15 protein-coding genes and 1 other annotated feature are annotated in these 13,957 nt (G+C 40.5%); of the genes, 1 reads left to right on the top strand and 14 read right to left on the bottom strand.

Annotation, left to right across the window (positions count from 1 at the left end; genetic code table 11):
• Window positions 1-21: 21 nt before the first annotated feature.
• The 11 genes from pth to AAGU76_RS00350 all read right to left on the bottom strand — a co-directional run bounded on the left by pth (window position 22) and on the right by AAGU76_RS00350 (window position 11,161).
• Window positions 22-591: an aminoacyl-tRNA hydrolase gene (pth, locus tag AAGU76_RS00400; RefSeq protein ID WP_342483460.1), complete on the bottom strand. Its 570-nt coding sequence runs from the start codon at window positions 589-591 to the stop codon at window positions 22-24.
• 9 nt (window positions 592-600) lie between these two features.
• On the bottom strand, window positions 601-1,971 hold the full coding sequence (glmU, locus tag AAGU76_RS00395) for a bifunctional UDP-N-acetylglucosamine diphosphorylase/glucosamine-1-phosphate N-acetyltransferase GlmU (RefSeq protein ID WP_342483459.1): 1,371 nt from the start codon (window positions 1,969-1,971) through the stop codon (window positions 601-603).
• A 538-nt stretch (window positions 1,972-2,509) separates the two neighbouring features.
• Complete coding sequence (gene spoVG / locus AAGU76_RS00390; RefSeq protein WP_342483458.1) at window positions 2,510-2,803, bottom strand: septation regulator SpoVG; 294 nt, start codon at window positions 2,801-2,803, stop codon at window positions 2,510-2,512.
• 108 nt (window positions 2,804-2,911) lie between these two features.
• Entirely contained in the window at window positions 2,912-3,733 is an 822-nt protein-coding gene (purR, locus tag AAGU76_RS00385; RefSeq protein ID WP_342483457.1) for a pur operon repressor, read from the bottom strand.
• A gap of 74 nt (window positions 3,734-3,807) precedes the next feature.
• Window positions 3,808-4,695: a DMT family transporter gene (locus AAGU76_RS00380; RefSeq protein ID WP_342483456.1), complete on the bottom strand. Its 888-nt coding sequence runs from the start codon at window positions 4,693-4,695 to the stop codon at window positions 3,808-3,810.
• A gap of 17 nt (window positions 4,696-4,712) precedes the next feature.
• Window positions 4,713-5,408: an amino acid racemase gene (locus AAGU76_RS00375; RefSeq protein WP_342483455.1), complete on the bottom strand. Its 696-nt coding sequence runs from the start codon at window positions 5,406-5,408 to the stop codon at window positions 4,713-4,715.
• 237 nt (window positions 5,409-5,645) lie between these two features.
• Window positions 5,646-6,362, bottom strand: a complete 717-nt coding sequence (locus AAGU76_RS00370; protein WP_342483454.1) for a DUF4397 domain-containing protein — start codon at window positions 6,360-6,362, stop codon at window positions 5,646-5,648.
• A gap of 52 nt (window positions 6,363-6,414) precedes the next feature.
• Complete coding sequence (locus AAGU76_RS00365) at window positions 6,415-6,858, bottom strand: GAF domain-containing protein (protein ID WP_342484658.1); 444 nt, start codon at window positions 6,856-6,858, stop codon at window positions 6,415-6,417.
• Window positions 6,859-7,077: 219 nt separating this feature from the next.
• Entirely contained in the window at window positions 7,078-9,489 is a 2,412-nt protein-coding gene (leuS, locus tag AAGU76_RS00360) for a leucine--tRNA ligase (RefSeq protein ID WP_342483453.1), read from the bottom strand.
• Between the two features lie 66 nt (window positions 9,490-9,555).
• Window positions 9,556-9,758: a binding site (T-box leader), on the bottom strand.
• 113 nt (window positions 9,759-9,871) lie between these two features.
• Window positions 9,872-10,249 (bottom strand): DUF134 domain-containing protein, encoded by a 378-nt coding sequence (locus AAGU76_RS00355; protein ID WP_342484657.1) that lies wholly within the window; start codon window positions 10,247-10,249, stop codon window positions 9,872-9,874.
• A gap of 75 nt (window positions 10,250-10,324) precedes the next feature.
• A complete protein-coding gene (locus AAGU76_RS00350; RefSeq protein ID WP_342483452.1) occupies window positions 10,325-11,161 on the bottom strand; it encodes an Mrp/NBP35 family ATP-binding protein in 837 nt (278 codons plus the stop codon).
• A 541-nt stretch (window positions 11,162-11,702) separates the two neighbouring features.
• Here AAGU76_RS00350 and AAGU76_RS00345 point away from each other — a divergent pair.
• Window positions 11,703-12,275, top strand: coding sequence for a manganese efflux pump MntP family protein (locus tag AAGU76_RS00345; protein ID WP_342483451.1), 573 nt, complete (start codon window positions 11,703-11,705; stop codon window positions 12,273-12,275).
• 132 nt (window positions 12,276-12,407) lie between these two features.
• Here AAGU76_RS00345 and tatA read toward each other — a convergent pair whose 3' ends face one another.
• Genes tatA through AAGU76_RS00330 form a run of 3 tightly spaced genes read right to left on the bottom strand, consistent with a single transcriptional unit; the run spans window position 12,408 to window position 13,936 of the window.
• On the bottom strand, window positions 12,408-12,596 hold the full coding sequence (gene tatA, locus AAGU76_RS00340; protein WP_342483450.1) for a twin-arginine translocase TatA/TatE family subunit: 189 nt from the start codon (window positions 12,594-12,596) through the stop codon (window positions 12,408-12,410).
• A 23-nt stretch (window positions 12,597-12,619) separates the two neighbouring features.
• A complete protein-coding gene (gene fdhD, locus AAGU76_RS00335) occupies window positions 12,620-13,357 on the bottom strand; it encodes a formate dehydrogenase accessory sulfurtransferase FdhD (protein ID WP_342483449.1) in 738 nt (245 codons plus the stop codon).
• A 12-nt stretch (window positions 13,358-13,369) separates the two neighbouring features.
• The gene (locus tag AAGU76_RS00330; protein ID WP_342483448.1) at window positions 13,370-13,936 is read right to left on the bottom strand and encodes a hypothetical protein; all 567 of its coding nucleotides are present in this window, start codon (window positions 13,934-13,936) and stop codon (window positions 13,370-13,372) included.
• Between the last annotated feature and the right edge of the window lie 21 nt (window positions 13,937-13,957).

Below are 13,957 nucleotides of genomic sequence, written 5' to 3'. Positions count from 1 at the left end.
TATCCATTGCAAAACTATCGTCTATTGTTTGCTGTTTTTATTGTATTTCTGCATGGCGCTGTCAACATTCTTCGAAATAATTTCAATACATGCTTCAGCTGCTTTCTCAATTACTTCATCAATCTTGTCCCTTTCCTGCAGGCTGAATTTTTGCAGTACATAGTCAGCCAGGTCCATGTCTGGATTTCTTCCAATCCCTATTCTTACACGAGGAAATCCGCCGTTACCCACGTGTTCAGTAATAGACCTCATTCCGTTGTGTGTTCCCGGGCTTCCGTCTGGTCTTATTCTTAATGCGCCTGCCGGTATGTCTATATCATCATAAATTACAATCAGATTTTCTGCCGGTATTTTATAAAATCTCAATATTTCTTGAATTGCTATCCCGCTTCTGTTCATGTAGGTAACAGGCTTAACAAGCATGACTTTTTCTCCGTTTACGGTTGTCTCCCCATATACGGAGTTGAATTTTAGCTTGTTTAAGTTTGTGCCCAGCTTTTCTGCCAAAAAGTCAACAGTATCGTAGCCCACATTGTGCCTGGTGCCTGCATATTCCTTGCCGGGATTGCCAAGTCCTGCAATAATGTACATACTTACCTCTTAATATCTGTTTTTCCCTAAATCTTTTTTGTTTACCTGCCTTGCCCTTGCAATGGCCAGGTCGCCTTCATGAACATCCTCTGTTATGGTTGAGCCGCAGGCCACGTAACCTCCCTGCTTAACCGTAACGGGAGCCACAAGATTTGAGTTGCTTCCGATGAAGGCTCCGTCTTCCACAATTGTCTTGTGTTTCTTCCTACCGTCGTAATTCACAAAAACCACACCGCAGCCGATGTTGACGTCTTTTCCTATTTCGGCGTCACCGATGTATGCCAGGTGCGAAGATTTGGAATTGTCCCCTATGGTTGATTTCTTGACCTCCACAAAGTCACCTATTTTCACATTCCTGCCTAGAATCGTACCAGGCCTTAAGTATGCGAACGGGCCCACTGTGGTGCCGTCTCCAACTTCCGAATCCATTACCTTTGAGTTTTCGATTGTAACATTGTTCATAACTTTCGAATTTATTATCCTTGTGTTGGGTCCGATGGTGCAGTTTGACCCTATTACGGTTCCTGATTCAAGGAAGGTTCCGGGATATATTACGGTATCTCTTCCTATTTGCACCGAGTCCTCAATGTATGTGTCTACAGGGTTGATGATTGTCACTCCTGAAAGCATGTGTCTTTTATTTATTCTATCCTGCATTATTCTGCTTACCTGAGCAAGCTGAACCCTGTCGTTTACGGCAAGAATGTCTGTTGAATCCTCAAGAACCCAGCCGGCAACCTTATGACCCTCGCTGTTCAGAACCTTTATGGTGTCCGTTAGGTAGTATTCGTTCTGGGAATTGTTTGTGTCTATTTTTCCCAGCGCATATTTCAGAAAGCTGCCCTTGAAGCAGTAAATACCGGTGTTTATTTCATGGATTTTCTTTATTTCCTCTGATGCATCCTTTTCTTCCACTATCCTATCAATGGATGAATCAACCTTTCTCACAATTCTTCCCAGTCCCTTCGGATTGTCTACAAAGGATGTCATTATTGAAACAGCGCTGCCGTCTTCATTGTGTTTGCTGATAAATTGCGTCAGTGTTTCTTTTCTTATCAAGGGACCGTCAGCACACAGAATTATAACCGTATCCTCATCATTTATGTATTCTTTTGCAGCCATTACGGCAAAACCTGTGCCGTAGGGAGCTCCGTCTCCTATGGGTTGTTCAACGGTGATTACGCCAGTATCCTTAATATTGTCTCCAACTTTTTCTTTTCCATGTCCGAGAACCACAATATTTTTTTCTATTGCCGAATTTTTTGCAGCTTCTATGATATATTTAATCATTTCCTTGCCGCAAACCTTGTGCAGGGTTTTCGGCATGTCGGATTTCATTCGCGTACCTTCGCCGGCTGCCAAAATAATTGACATATTCATAATATTTCTCCTTATTTGTAATACTTGAGTATTATATATCATATATTTAATTAAGTCAAAAAACTTTTATATTAAAATATATTATTACTGGTCTGTACAAAACAACTGAGGCTTACACGAACTCCTGTCATAGCACAGTCTCAATCACAAATTAATTTACTCGCTATCGCTCGCATAAATTTGGATGCACAGTTTCGTTCATATATTTGTTTTTTCGCTGACGCTCATACAAATATGGAACTCATTGCGTTTGAATTACCTGCAATTTCTTTTTCCCTAACGGTCTAAGAAATTGGGTAAATCATAATCGTTTGTTTGACCTACCAACTGCCTCTGAAGTTATCTAATGTTCACAGCGGTCATAGCACAGTCTCAATCACAAATTTATTTACTCGCTATCGCTCGCATAAATTTGGATTTCGTTGTGTTTGACCTACCAACAATCTGTTCTTCGCTCCGCTCGAACATATTGGGTTAGGTCATAAAAAAACGGGCCCCCTAAGACCCGAAAACTGTTGAACACATCATCAGTTTTACGTTACAGAAGAGCTGCTTCTTCAGCGTTTTCTCCCTCTTCCAAACGTTTTTCTTCATAAGCTTTGAATACTGCTTCCGCTACAAGATTTCTTGTTTCAGAATTGATAGGATGAGCTATATCTTTAAACTCTCCATCGGGCATTTTTCTGCTCGGCATTGCAATAAACAATCCTTCCTGCCCTTCAATTATCTTGATGTCATGTACCACAAAGCAATCATCGAATGTTACGGAAACGATTGCCTTCATCTTACCCTCAGAGTTTATTTTTCTTACTCTAACGTCTGATATTTTCATGTCGTCACCACCTTCCCCCAAAGTTTATGTCCAATTAAGTTCATTATACTATACTTATCCAAGAAATGCAAAAAAACATTTTCATATTTGTGTAAAAAAAGTATGAAATTAATTTAACAATTTTGAATTAGGCACTATCTCGATTATACCTTCTTTTTCGTTGATCTTGTTCAGTACCATCAAAGACAGATAATTATCCACCAGCTTCTTCTCAGGATCCCTTGTTTCAATTACAACTGCCGTGCCCACGACTTCCGCATTGAACTCCCTCATCATGTCGGCCATGCCTTTGCATGTTCCTCCACCCTTCATAAAATCATCAACTATGAGAACCTTGGAATTTTCTTTAAGCGACCTTCTTGAAAGTGACATGGTCTGTATGTTGTTGGAAGAGCCTGAAACATAGTTGATGCTTACGGTAGCCCCTTCAGTTACCTTGTTGTTGCGCCTTATGACAGCTACGGGCACATTCAGTTTTTGTCCTGTCATCACAGCTACCGGAATACCCTTGGTTTCAACCGTAATAATGTAATCTATTTTAATCTCTGAAAATTCCGAAGCAATTATTTTGGCAATGTTTGTGACAATATTTGGATTGTTGAACAAATCAGTCATATAGATGAATCCACCAGGCAATATCCTGTTTTTCTGAGAAAAGAGCATGCAGAGTTCGGATAAAATGTAACTTTTTTCCTTTAAGCCCATAACAGGTATGAAAACCGCACCGCCTGCTGCCCCTGATATTGTTTCAATCCTGCCGTAATCAAGCTGCGCAACAAGTTCCCTTACTATGGCCACATCTTCGCTGATTGTGGATTTTGCAGCATTGAAAATCTCCGAAAAATAATTATATGAAAACACGTAGTTTGGTTTTTCTGCAAAAATTTTCATTAAGGCACCGATTCTCTGATTTCTTTTATACTTTTTCATATTTTCTCCATACGAATGTTTTATATGATTATATAATAAATGTTCGTAAAATTCAAGTGGTTTTGCAATTAATTTTATCTGCTTCTCTGTATTTTCAGAATCCATTCAAAGCCCAGCTCGGCAGCCAGAATTGCAGCAAATATTACGGCATAGGCAACAATTGTCAGCGATGAGTATTTTTCGTTCAGGAATATGACTCCGATAATGCTTCCTATTACAGATTCAAGACTTAAAATAATTGCGGCGTGGGTTGTGGAAGTATATTTCTGCCCTGTGGTCTGCATCAAAAAGCATAGCATTGTCGTAACAAGGCTGAGATATCCCATGCTCAGGGTTCCCTGTACACTGAATGCAACAGTCTTTCGTTCCACGACTGTCATTACCATGAATATCACAGCACTTGTGGCAATCTGCAGAGTCGATATGACTGCAGGGTCCTTGTCTTCGGCAAATATTCCGGTGGCCACCAGCTGCCACGCAAACAAAATAGAACCAATGAACGTCAGAAAGTCCCATTTGTTGAATTTTCCAAAATTGTCAAAATCCACAGTGAGCAGTATTATACCTGCAAACATAAGTACAGCAGATATTATGTTGTTTCTTCCCGGCTTCTTTCTGGTTACAATCCAGAAAAAGAACGGGACAATAACAACGCTTGAACTTGTAAGAAACGCTGAATTTCCTGTAGTTGTTCCTTCCAGCCCCACGGTCTGGAATATGTATCCGAAGGCAAGCAGAACTCCCATTATGAGTCCGGCTTTTAAATCACTCTTTGTTATCTTTCTGATCTTGTTTCGGAATACGGCAATAGAAACAATTGCGGCAATTCCAAACCTTAAAAACAAAAGCTGGCTTATTGTATAGTATTGAAGGCCGGCTTTTGTAACCGAAAACCCGGTTCCCCAGAAAAATGCAACAAAAAAAAGCATCAAATCAGCCTGTCTGGCTGTAAGTTTCTTCATACGTCCATCCTTTCAGGTCAGCTCAACTGACCTCCTGCAAACTCAATGGATTTTTCTGTCAGCACTTCAATAGGATTAATGAAAGAACCTTCGAACTTATACAGGTATTGAGCCGAGGAAAGTTCGGTGCACCCCAAAAGAAAAGCTGTTGCTTCAAGTTGCTTAAGCTCCTCTACCGCCTCAAACAACAAATCTGTTCCTTCATTGTAGTTTCCTTTTTTTATGACATCATATATGAACTTCATCACGGATTCCTGTGATTTCTGAGGTACAACAGTCTTTATTCCGAGGCTTGCATAATAATTTTCATATATCTTAGATTTTATGGTTCCGTCAGTGGCAAGTATACCCACAACAGCATCCCTGCCGAAATCATCCACTGTGCGTTTAACAGTTTCCTGAACCATGTTTACAAAAGGGATGTGTACACTGGACTGTATTTTGTCTATAAAGTAATGAGCAGTGTTGCACGGCATGATTAAAAAATCAGCTCCGCCTTTTTCCAGAAGCTTTGCAGATTTAATGAGCTCCACCGTAGGATCCTCTCCGTCACCAATAATAGCCTTTGTTCTGTCCGGTATATTTGTATTGCTGTCGATTAAAACACGAATGTGGTCCTGGTCCTTTAAAGCTTTTGTGCGCAGCACTATCCTTTCGTACAAATGCACTGTGGCCAGAGGCCCCATTCCTCCTATGATTCCTATTGTCTTCATTTTTCACCTCTATGTTATACATTCCTTCAAGAAGTACATTATACCACAGACGCTTGAAAGCAACAATATGTTTTCAATATATTGAAAATAAAGCTTTGAAATTATTCTTTTTATACAAGTTTATTCAACACATCCTGTTTGTAAAATTAAAGGATCTCCGAGGTTTATACCGGAGATCCTTCATAAAGCTTTGGATAACATCAATATTCTTTGTCATAATCAAATACATTGCTTTTGTCAGCATATGTCAAGGTAATTCACGCCGTTTTCAGGTATCATAAGCTGCAGTTCATCATTTTTTTCTGCTATGAACATGGTGTAATGCATTCTGGGAGCAAGATCAACGTTTGAAATTTTCAGCAGATTATTCTTGTTCCTGCTGTCTCTCAAGTAAAGTGTATACCGTCCTGAAGGCACTGCAATGTTTCCAGATGCGTTTGCATAGTTTATGCCTGAAAACAGCACCGTTCCGTCAGCTGTTACAACATCCATGTCCGGTGCGTTCATGGCAATGTTTGTAAGCCTCAGTGATGACATTCTTCCTTTGATTGCATTTTCCTTTTCCTCCGGAACCACGAGTATGCTTATGTCCTCCTTGTTTTCATCGTCCTTGGCAATCACTGCCGTATACGCAAGATTTCTGTCTATGTCAAGAGTGGTTTCAAACACCAGCTCTTTATCTCCCTCAGATTCGTAGATTTTAACGCGGTATGTACCCGGAGAAAACTGCACATACCTTGTGAGGCCTCCTATGCTTAAATTTTCAGCCATAAGTATTTCATTGACCTGAACATCGATCGGTTTATCCCCGTAACCGTTCAGCACCCTGAAGTATGACTTTTTGCAGCGGCACCCTCCAAGCTGCATCAAGTCTTTGTTTCTGTACATATCCATATATGCGAAGCTTGGAAATCCGTAATATTTGTTATAGTTTTCATTTCCTGAAAAGCTCATAAATTCACCCCTCCTCATATCATTATATGATTAGGGATGTCAAAGGTTCATACTAACAGAAGTGTTCCGGAAAGCGCACATATTTTTCAATCAGGTACACAAACTGTTCAAGATTTGCCTTGTCCTCTTCGTCAAACCTGCCAAGCTTCGGGCTGTCGATGTCAAGCACACCCACCAGGCGCCCGCTTGCTGCAATCGGAATCACTATTTCAGAATTTGACTGCGTATCGCAGGCAATGTGCCCCGGAAACTCATGAACGTTTTTAACAAGTTCCGTGGCCATGTTTTTAGCCGCGGTGCCGCACACTCCTTTTCCTAACTGTATATGTGTGCATGCAGGCTTTCCCTGGAAGGGACCAAGCACCAGCTCATTGTTTTTATACAGATAGAAGCCTGCCCAGTTGATGTCTTCCATCAGCATCCATAACAGCGCAGATGCATTTGACAAATTTGCAAGCCAGTCTTCTTCCTCAGAAATGAGACCTTCCAAGGACATGTTCAAATATTCGTAAAATTCTCTTTTAGTATCAAATTTTATTTCTTCAAAGTTGTGCAAAACATTACCTCCTGGTACAGTATTGATACGGAACCTTTCTTTTTCAGGTCCTGATACATAATTATATAATAAATAATTGAAATTACAAGCTATCATTTCCGGCACAAATGGGGTTAGGGCATACAAAAGGCGGCATTGATCATGCCGCCTTAATATTATTTACTTCACAACTATGTTGTATATTTTTCCCGGTACGTAAATTTCCTTGACTGTTGTCTTTCCATCAAGATACTTGCTTATGTTTTCATCACTGTAAGCAAGCTTCCTTGCAGCTTCAACATCAGCATCCTTTGATACCGTGATTTTTCCTCTGACTTTGCCGCTTACCTGAACAGGAAGCTCTATGACGTCGTCGACGGTCTTATCTTCATCCCATTGAGGCCAGCTTGTTTGGTTGAGCATTCCTCCGAAGTTTTGCTCTTCCCAGATTTCTTCTGAGATATGCGGAGCTACAGGGTTAAGCAAAGTCACAAGAGCTTTGAGTTCGTCTTTTGTTACGTAGCCGTCATTGAATACCTCGTTAACGAAGCTCATCATTGCAGCGATTGCAGTGTTAAACTTCATTGCCTCGTAGTCTTCGCTTACCTTTTTGATTGTCTTGTGCATCAATGTCACATGTTTTTCAGAGAATCCTTCACCTTCAGCTAACATTTCCTGAAGCTTCCACACGCGGTCCAAAAATCTCTTGCAGCCCTTAACGCTAGAATCGTTCCATATAGCGTACTTTTCATAGTCTCCTATGAACATGATGTAAGTTCTCAAAGTATCAGCGCCGTATTCGCCGATTATGTCGTTAGGGTTTACAACGTTGCCTCTTGATTTTGACATCTTTTCGCCGTCAGAGCCCAGTATCAGGCCTTGAGCCGTACGTTTTGCATATGGCTCAGGGAATGGAACAGCTCCAATATCATAAAGAAATCTGTGCCAGAATCTTGAGTATATAAGGTGTCTTGTTACGTGCTCCATACCACCATTGTACCAGTCAACTGGTCCCCAATAGTCAAAATTTTCTTTTGATGCTATTGCATCAGGGTTTCTCGGGTCCATGTATCTCAGGAAATACCATGATGAACCTGCCCACTGAGGCATTGTGTCTGTTTCCCTCTTGGCATCTTCTCCGCATACAGGGCATTTCACGTTTACCCATTCAGCAATGTTTGCCAGAGGTGATTCTCCTGTATCCGTAGGCTGGTAGTTTTCAACATCCGGAAGCCTCAACGGAAGCTGTTCTTCAGGAACAGGAACCATTCCGCAGTGCGGGCAGTGAATTATCGGAATAGGCTCTCCCCAGTATCTTTGTCTGTTGAACGCCCAGTCTTTCATCTTATAGTTTGTTTTCTTTTCACCAAGCTTGTTTTCCTGCAGGAAATCAATTATTTTTGCAATTGCTTCCTTCACCCTCAGGCCGTTGAGCATGCCTGAGTTTACCATTATGCCGTCTTCAACGTCAGTGAACGCAGCTTCTTCTATGTTGCCGCCTTCGATGACTTCAATTATTGGAATACTGAACTTCTTCGCAAATTCCCAGTCTCTTGTGTCGTGTCCCGGAACCGCCATTATTGCTCCTGTTCCGTATCCCATCATTACATAATCCGCAACCCATACCGGAACTTCCTCTCCCGATACGGGGTTTATTGCTTTCAGTCCCTTTATTTCGACGCCTGTTTTATCCTTGGCCAGCTGAACTCTTTCAAATTCTGTCTTCTTTCTTGACTGTTCCTGGTAATCCCTTATCTCATCAAGATTTTCTACTCGTGCTGAATATTTTTCTATGAATGGATGCTCCGGAGCAATTACCATGAACGTAACTCCGAACAATGTATCCGGTCTTGTAGTGAAAACTCTTAAGTTATCTGTAGTATCCTTCAGTTTGAAGTCAACCTCCGCTCCGTAGGAGCGTCCTATCCAGTTTTCCTGTTCAAGTCTTATTCTCGGAAGGAAATCAACTTCATTTAATCCTTCCAGCAGCTTGTCGGCATATTCTCTGATTTTTAAGAACCAAACATCCTTTTCCATCTGTACGACTTCGCTGCCGCATCGGTCGCATATGCCGTTTTGTGATTCTTCATTTGCCAGAACCACCTTGCACTTGTTGCAGAAGTTTACGTATGTCTTATCCTTGAATGCAAGACCGTGCTTGAAAAGCTGAACAAATATCCACTGAGTCCATTTGAAGTAATCAGGATCGGTAGTATCAACGGTTCTTGCCCAGTCAAAGGAGTAACCTGCAGCCTTCAGCTGCGAAGTGAACACTTTAATATTTTCATCTGTTACCTTTCTTGGATGTTTGCCTGTCTGAATTGCATAGTTTTCCGTAGGAAGACCAAAAGCGTCCCAGCCTATGGGAAACAGCACGTTGTATCCTTCCATTCTTCTTTTTCTTGATATTACCTCAAGGGATGTATATGCACGGATATGACCTACATGCAGACCTACCCCTGAAGGATAAGGGAATTCCACAAGGCCATAAAATTTCTTCTTGTCTGATTTGTCATGTGCCTTGAATGTTTCATTCTTTTCCCAAACTTCCTGCCACTTTTTCTCAATGGCTTCTGGATTGTATGATTTCATTTTTGTTCCTCCATATAATAATTTAATTTCTTGGGTTAGGTCATAAAAAAAGGACAGCCTATCCCCTGCTGGGACGAAGACTATCCGCGGTACCACCCAAATTAGGCATAAAGCCTCACTCTTATGTTAACGGCAATAACCGTTTGAAACTACTCTGTTCGTTTCAAAATACTCATGGACGAGTTTCAGTTCCCATAATGCTGACTCACACCGGCCGCCAGCTCTCTTGAAATATGTACAAACCTACTGCTTCCAGTCACAGTAATATATTCGCTTATTTTTGTATTATAACAGAAGACAATTTTATATGCAATAACAAATTGCAACATTTGCAAAAAAAGGCAGATCTGTTATTGAATGCAGATTCCGCCGTTATTTCTAATCAAAGCTCCTCATTGCTTTCCAGGAAACCTTTGCCGCATCTTCTTCTGTGGCAGCGACCTTCAATGCACAGTTCGCCTTCACCGTCACAAAGCTTGTAATCTCCGCCTTCAATTCGCAGCATCTTTCCGTTTACCAGGGACTGTGCAAGTTTTTTCCTTGCCTCACTGTAAATTCCCTGAACGGTTGTGCGCGCTACATTCATCTGACCGGCACATTCCTCCTGTGAAAGCCCCTCCAGATCAATAAGCCTTATGGTCTCATACTCGTCCACTGTCATGGTTACGTAGCACGTTCCTTCAACCGGAGCATCTAAAGGACCAAAACGGCTGCTGTCCGGAAGGCAGCAAACTTTTCTCCATTTTCTGGGTCTCGGCATCATTCCACCCCTCTTCAGCTATATAATTTCAACTATTATACTATAAAACATTAGCACAACTTTATCAAATGTTTTTTAAAATTCATTTTTTTCCAGCATGTCAGCAACACCTGCAAACTGTGTGTCGTCATAAAGTTCAATCAGTCCCTTGTCGCAGGACATGGCAATGTTGGGATCTATGGGAAGCTTGGCAATTACGCTGATGTTGTGGCTCTTGGCGACTTCATCTATGTTGCTTTCGCCGAATATCTTGTACTCCTTGCTGCAGTCGGGGCATTTGAAATATGACATGTTCTCCACAATACCAACAATCGGAACATTCATCATTTCTGCCATCTTCACTGCTTTTTCCACTATCATGGAAACCAACTCCTGCGGTGAAGTCACTATTATGATTCCGTCCACAGGTATTGACTGAAATACAGTAAGCGGCACATCACCGGTTCCCGGAGGCATATCCACAAACAGATAGTCAATGTCGTGCCAGATTACTTCTGTCCAGAACTGCTTGACGGTGTTTGCAATCACCGGCCCTCTCCATACAACAGGATCAGTATCCTTGTCCAGCAAAAGGTTTATTGACATCACGTCGATTCCTGTCTTGCTTCTGCACGGAAGAATTCCGTAACCATTTCCTTTTGCCTTTTCTGTTATTCCAAAAGATTTTGGTATTGACGGTCCTGTTATATCGGCATCAAGTATTCCCACTCTGTAGTCACGTCTTCTCATTGTTACAGCAAGCATAGAGGTTACAAGAGACTTTCCTACTCCACCCTTTCCGCTTACAACTCCTATTACTTTTTTTATGCTGCTCATCTGGTGAGGTTTTTCTAAGAAATCTGTCTTTGCCTCTTTCCTGCTTTCGCATTCCTGACTGCAGGAACTGCAGTTTGAATTACAATTTTCGCTCATTTTTTAGCTCCTAGCATTAGTTGATTTTCGGCTTTGCCGCAATAACACTGTTGCTGCCTATGCTTTGTTTATAAATTAGACGTCGGCAGTAAATAACATATGTCATTTAATTCAGTTTAGCCCTACAACAGTTACATGTCAATAGATTTTTATCTTTAGGTTATCCGGTAAAAAATGCTCACTTTTTTATTTACCCAGATTTAGGCTTCATAAACATTTTTTATGAAAATTATTTAATGCCAGTTAAAAAATGTATAATTTGCTTGAAAAAAGAAAACACTGATGATATAATAAATACTGCTTATGAAACAAAGACTACCGTCTTTGTCTTGATGTATTTATTGTATCGTTGTGAAGCAAGCCGGTTTGCGGCTTGCATGATGATATAATATCTTGAACTTCATGAGGGAGTAGTTTGCGCGAAAGTGTTGCAAGTCAACATAATGATCCTGGATCTGGCTTGCATTAAAGAACGAGACTCATGCATCACTTTGATGCATGGGTCTTTAATTATTTTAATTACATTTACAAAGGAGAAAATATGGGTTCAATTACGTTGTTTTTCACTTCAATAGGTCTTTCAATGGATGCATGTGCTGTTTCCATTTCAAACGGCATGTGTTTCGGAAACATTCATAAGAAACAGATACTGTCCACTGCATTTGCATTTGGATTTTTTCAGGCTCTTATGCCTTTGATAGGTTATCTTGTGGGCTCAGCTTTCAGCAGCCAGATTTCTTTTCTTGATCACTGGATTGCACTGATACTGTTAGGTTACATAGGCGGTAAAATGATAAAGGACGCCATAGAGGAGATGAAATGTCCGGAGGCCTGTCTTACAAGCTCTAAAAATCTCACATCCAGGATATTGTTTGTGCAGGCCGTGGCAACCAGCATTGATGCATTGGCCGTTGGAATAGGATTTGCCGTAATGAAGGTAAATATCATGAGCGCGGCCTTGTTCATAGGCTCCATTACTTTCATAACCTCAATAATAGGCTCAAACCTGGGAAAAAGATTCGGCCAGATGTTCAAACAGAAAGCTGAGTTGCTGGGCGGCGCCATACTGGTGATAATAGGTTTGAAAATATTTCTTGAGCACACCATATTATAATTAGCAAAGGGCAGTATTCTGCCTTTTTAATAAATAAGTTGCTCCGCAACTCCGCTAGAGGGACCTATAAGAAAGAGAAATTTTCTCGTATATAAAAAAACAAGCTGGTAAACCAGCTTGTGATTATATTTATTAACTTTCTTTTTTGTCATCCTTCAGATCAACTTCCAATTCCTTGGACACCTTGCTCTGGTAATTTTTAAAGTTGTTGATGGCTTCTCCCATGGATTTGCCTATCTCCGGCAATTTTGCAGGTCCAAAAATAACCAGCGCAATTGCAAGTATCAGGATAAGCTCTCCTGCTCCTAATCTTCCAAACATTTGTTATCCTCCTTCTGTTGGATCTAGATGGCTAATCTTTCCTCATACATGTACACCAGCGGATTGCTCGACACAACCCTTCCGATTACCGTAATCCCAAGCTTGTTTGCCAGCTCCAGGGCAGAGGTTGTCGGAATGCTCCTTGATGCTATCAATGGGCATGAAATATTTGCTGCCTTTAATACCATGTCTGTGGATATCCTGCCTGTTGTGATAATCATTGACTTTCTGAAATCTATACCTAATAATAATGCTTTGCCTATGACTTTGTCAACAGCATTATGTCTTCCCACGTCTTCGCACAGAGCAACAATTTTCTCACCGTCGGAAATGGCAGCACAGTGCATTCCTCCGAATTGCTTGTACATTTGAGCCTTAGTAAACATTTCAACTGCAGCTTCTTTCAATTCATCCATTGAAACATGAAAATCAGATTCAATTTTCGGCAGATTGGAAATTGTTTCATTGAATTTTACTCCGCTTCCGCATCCGCTTGATAAAACTGTGTTCAACTCAATTCCATTGAAATCTACCTCCCGGGAGGTAGTTGCAAAGATCATTTTCATGTCTTTGCATGCTCCCAGAGAAGTTAATTCTTCAACATTGCTTATTACGCCTCTGCTGTAGAGATGGCCGATAGCCAGCTCTTTAAGTTCATTTAGAGTACACATGAAAGTTACTAAATTTTTTCCGTTCAGCAAAAACTCTACGGGTTCTTCTTCACATACATTCACTTTTTGTAAAACAATAGTTTCTTTCATTACTTACTCCCCTTATTGACTTTCTACACGAGTAACCTCTTGCAGTTCTGTTAAAGCATCTGCATAAGTCTGTGATAGAAATTTGTCTGAAAACATGCATATTACCCCGTTTGAAGCTCTGGACTGCATTATGTCCTTATATTCATCCATGTTACTAAGCTGTTTGTATATTTCAGCCAATTCATCTTTCTTCAAATTATATGGTTCATTCAGAAATACATATGAATTTGTTGTCTTTGGATATCTTTTTGAATCAGTTCTTATTCTGTCAGCAACCATGTTCAGTATATCCTTTTCTTCAATGCGGTATATTAATTTTGCATAATTTTCATTCATTTCTTTTGCTGAATAAAAATATCTGTTTTCTTTGCCTTTTAGCTCTTTTATGTCACTGAATTCTTCATTTCCGAGTAATTTTTCAAAGAATTTTTCTTTATCTTCCTTTTTTAAGCTGATAGGCTCTTTAAAGAAATCATCATATTTAATGAATTTTCCGTTATATGAATTTTCTCTTATATACTTTGCCGTAAACTCCAGGTCTTCTTGAAGAATGTCATCATTATTATTTTCTTTAGACAATGCAATTCCTCCTTTATAGAA

It is taken from the genome of Sedimentibacter sp. (assembly GCF_038562225.1).
Taxonomy (GTDB): Bacteria; Bacillota; Clostridia; order Tissierellales; family Sedimentibacteraceae; genus Sedimentibacter.
The sequence above is the reverse complement of the archived record's forward strand: the minus strand, read 5'-3'. Positions and strand labels throughout refer to the sequence as shown.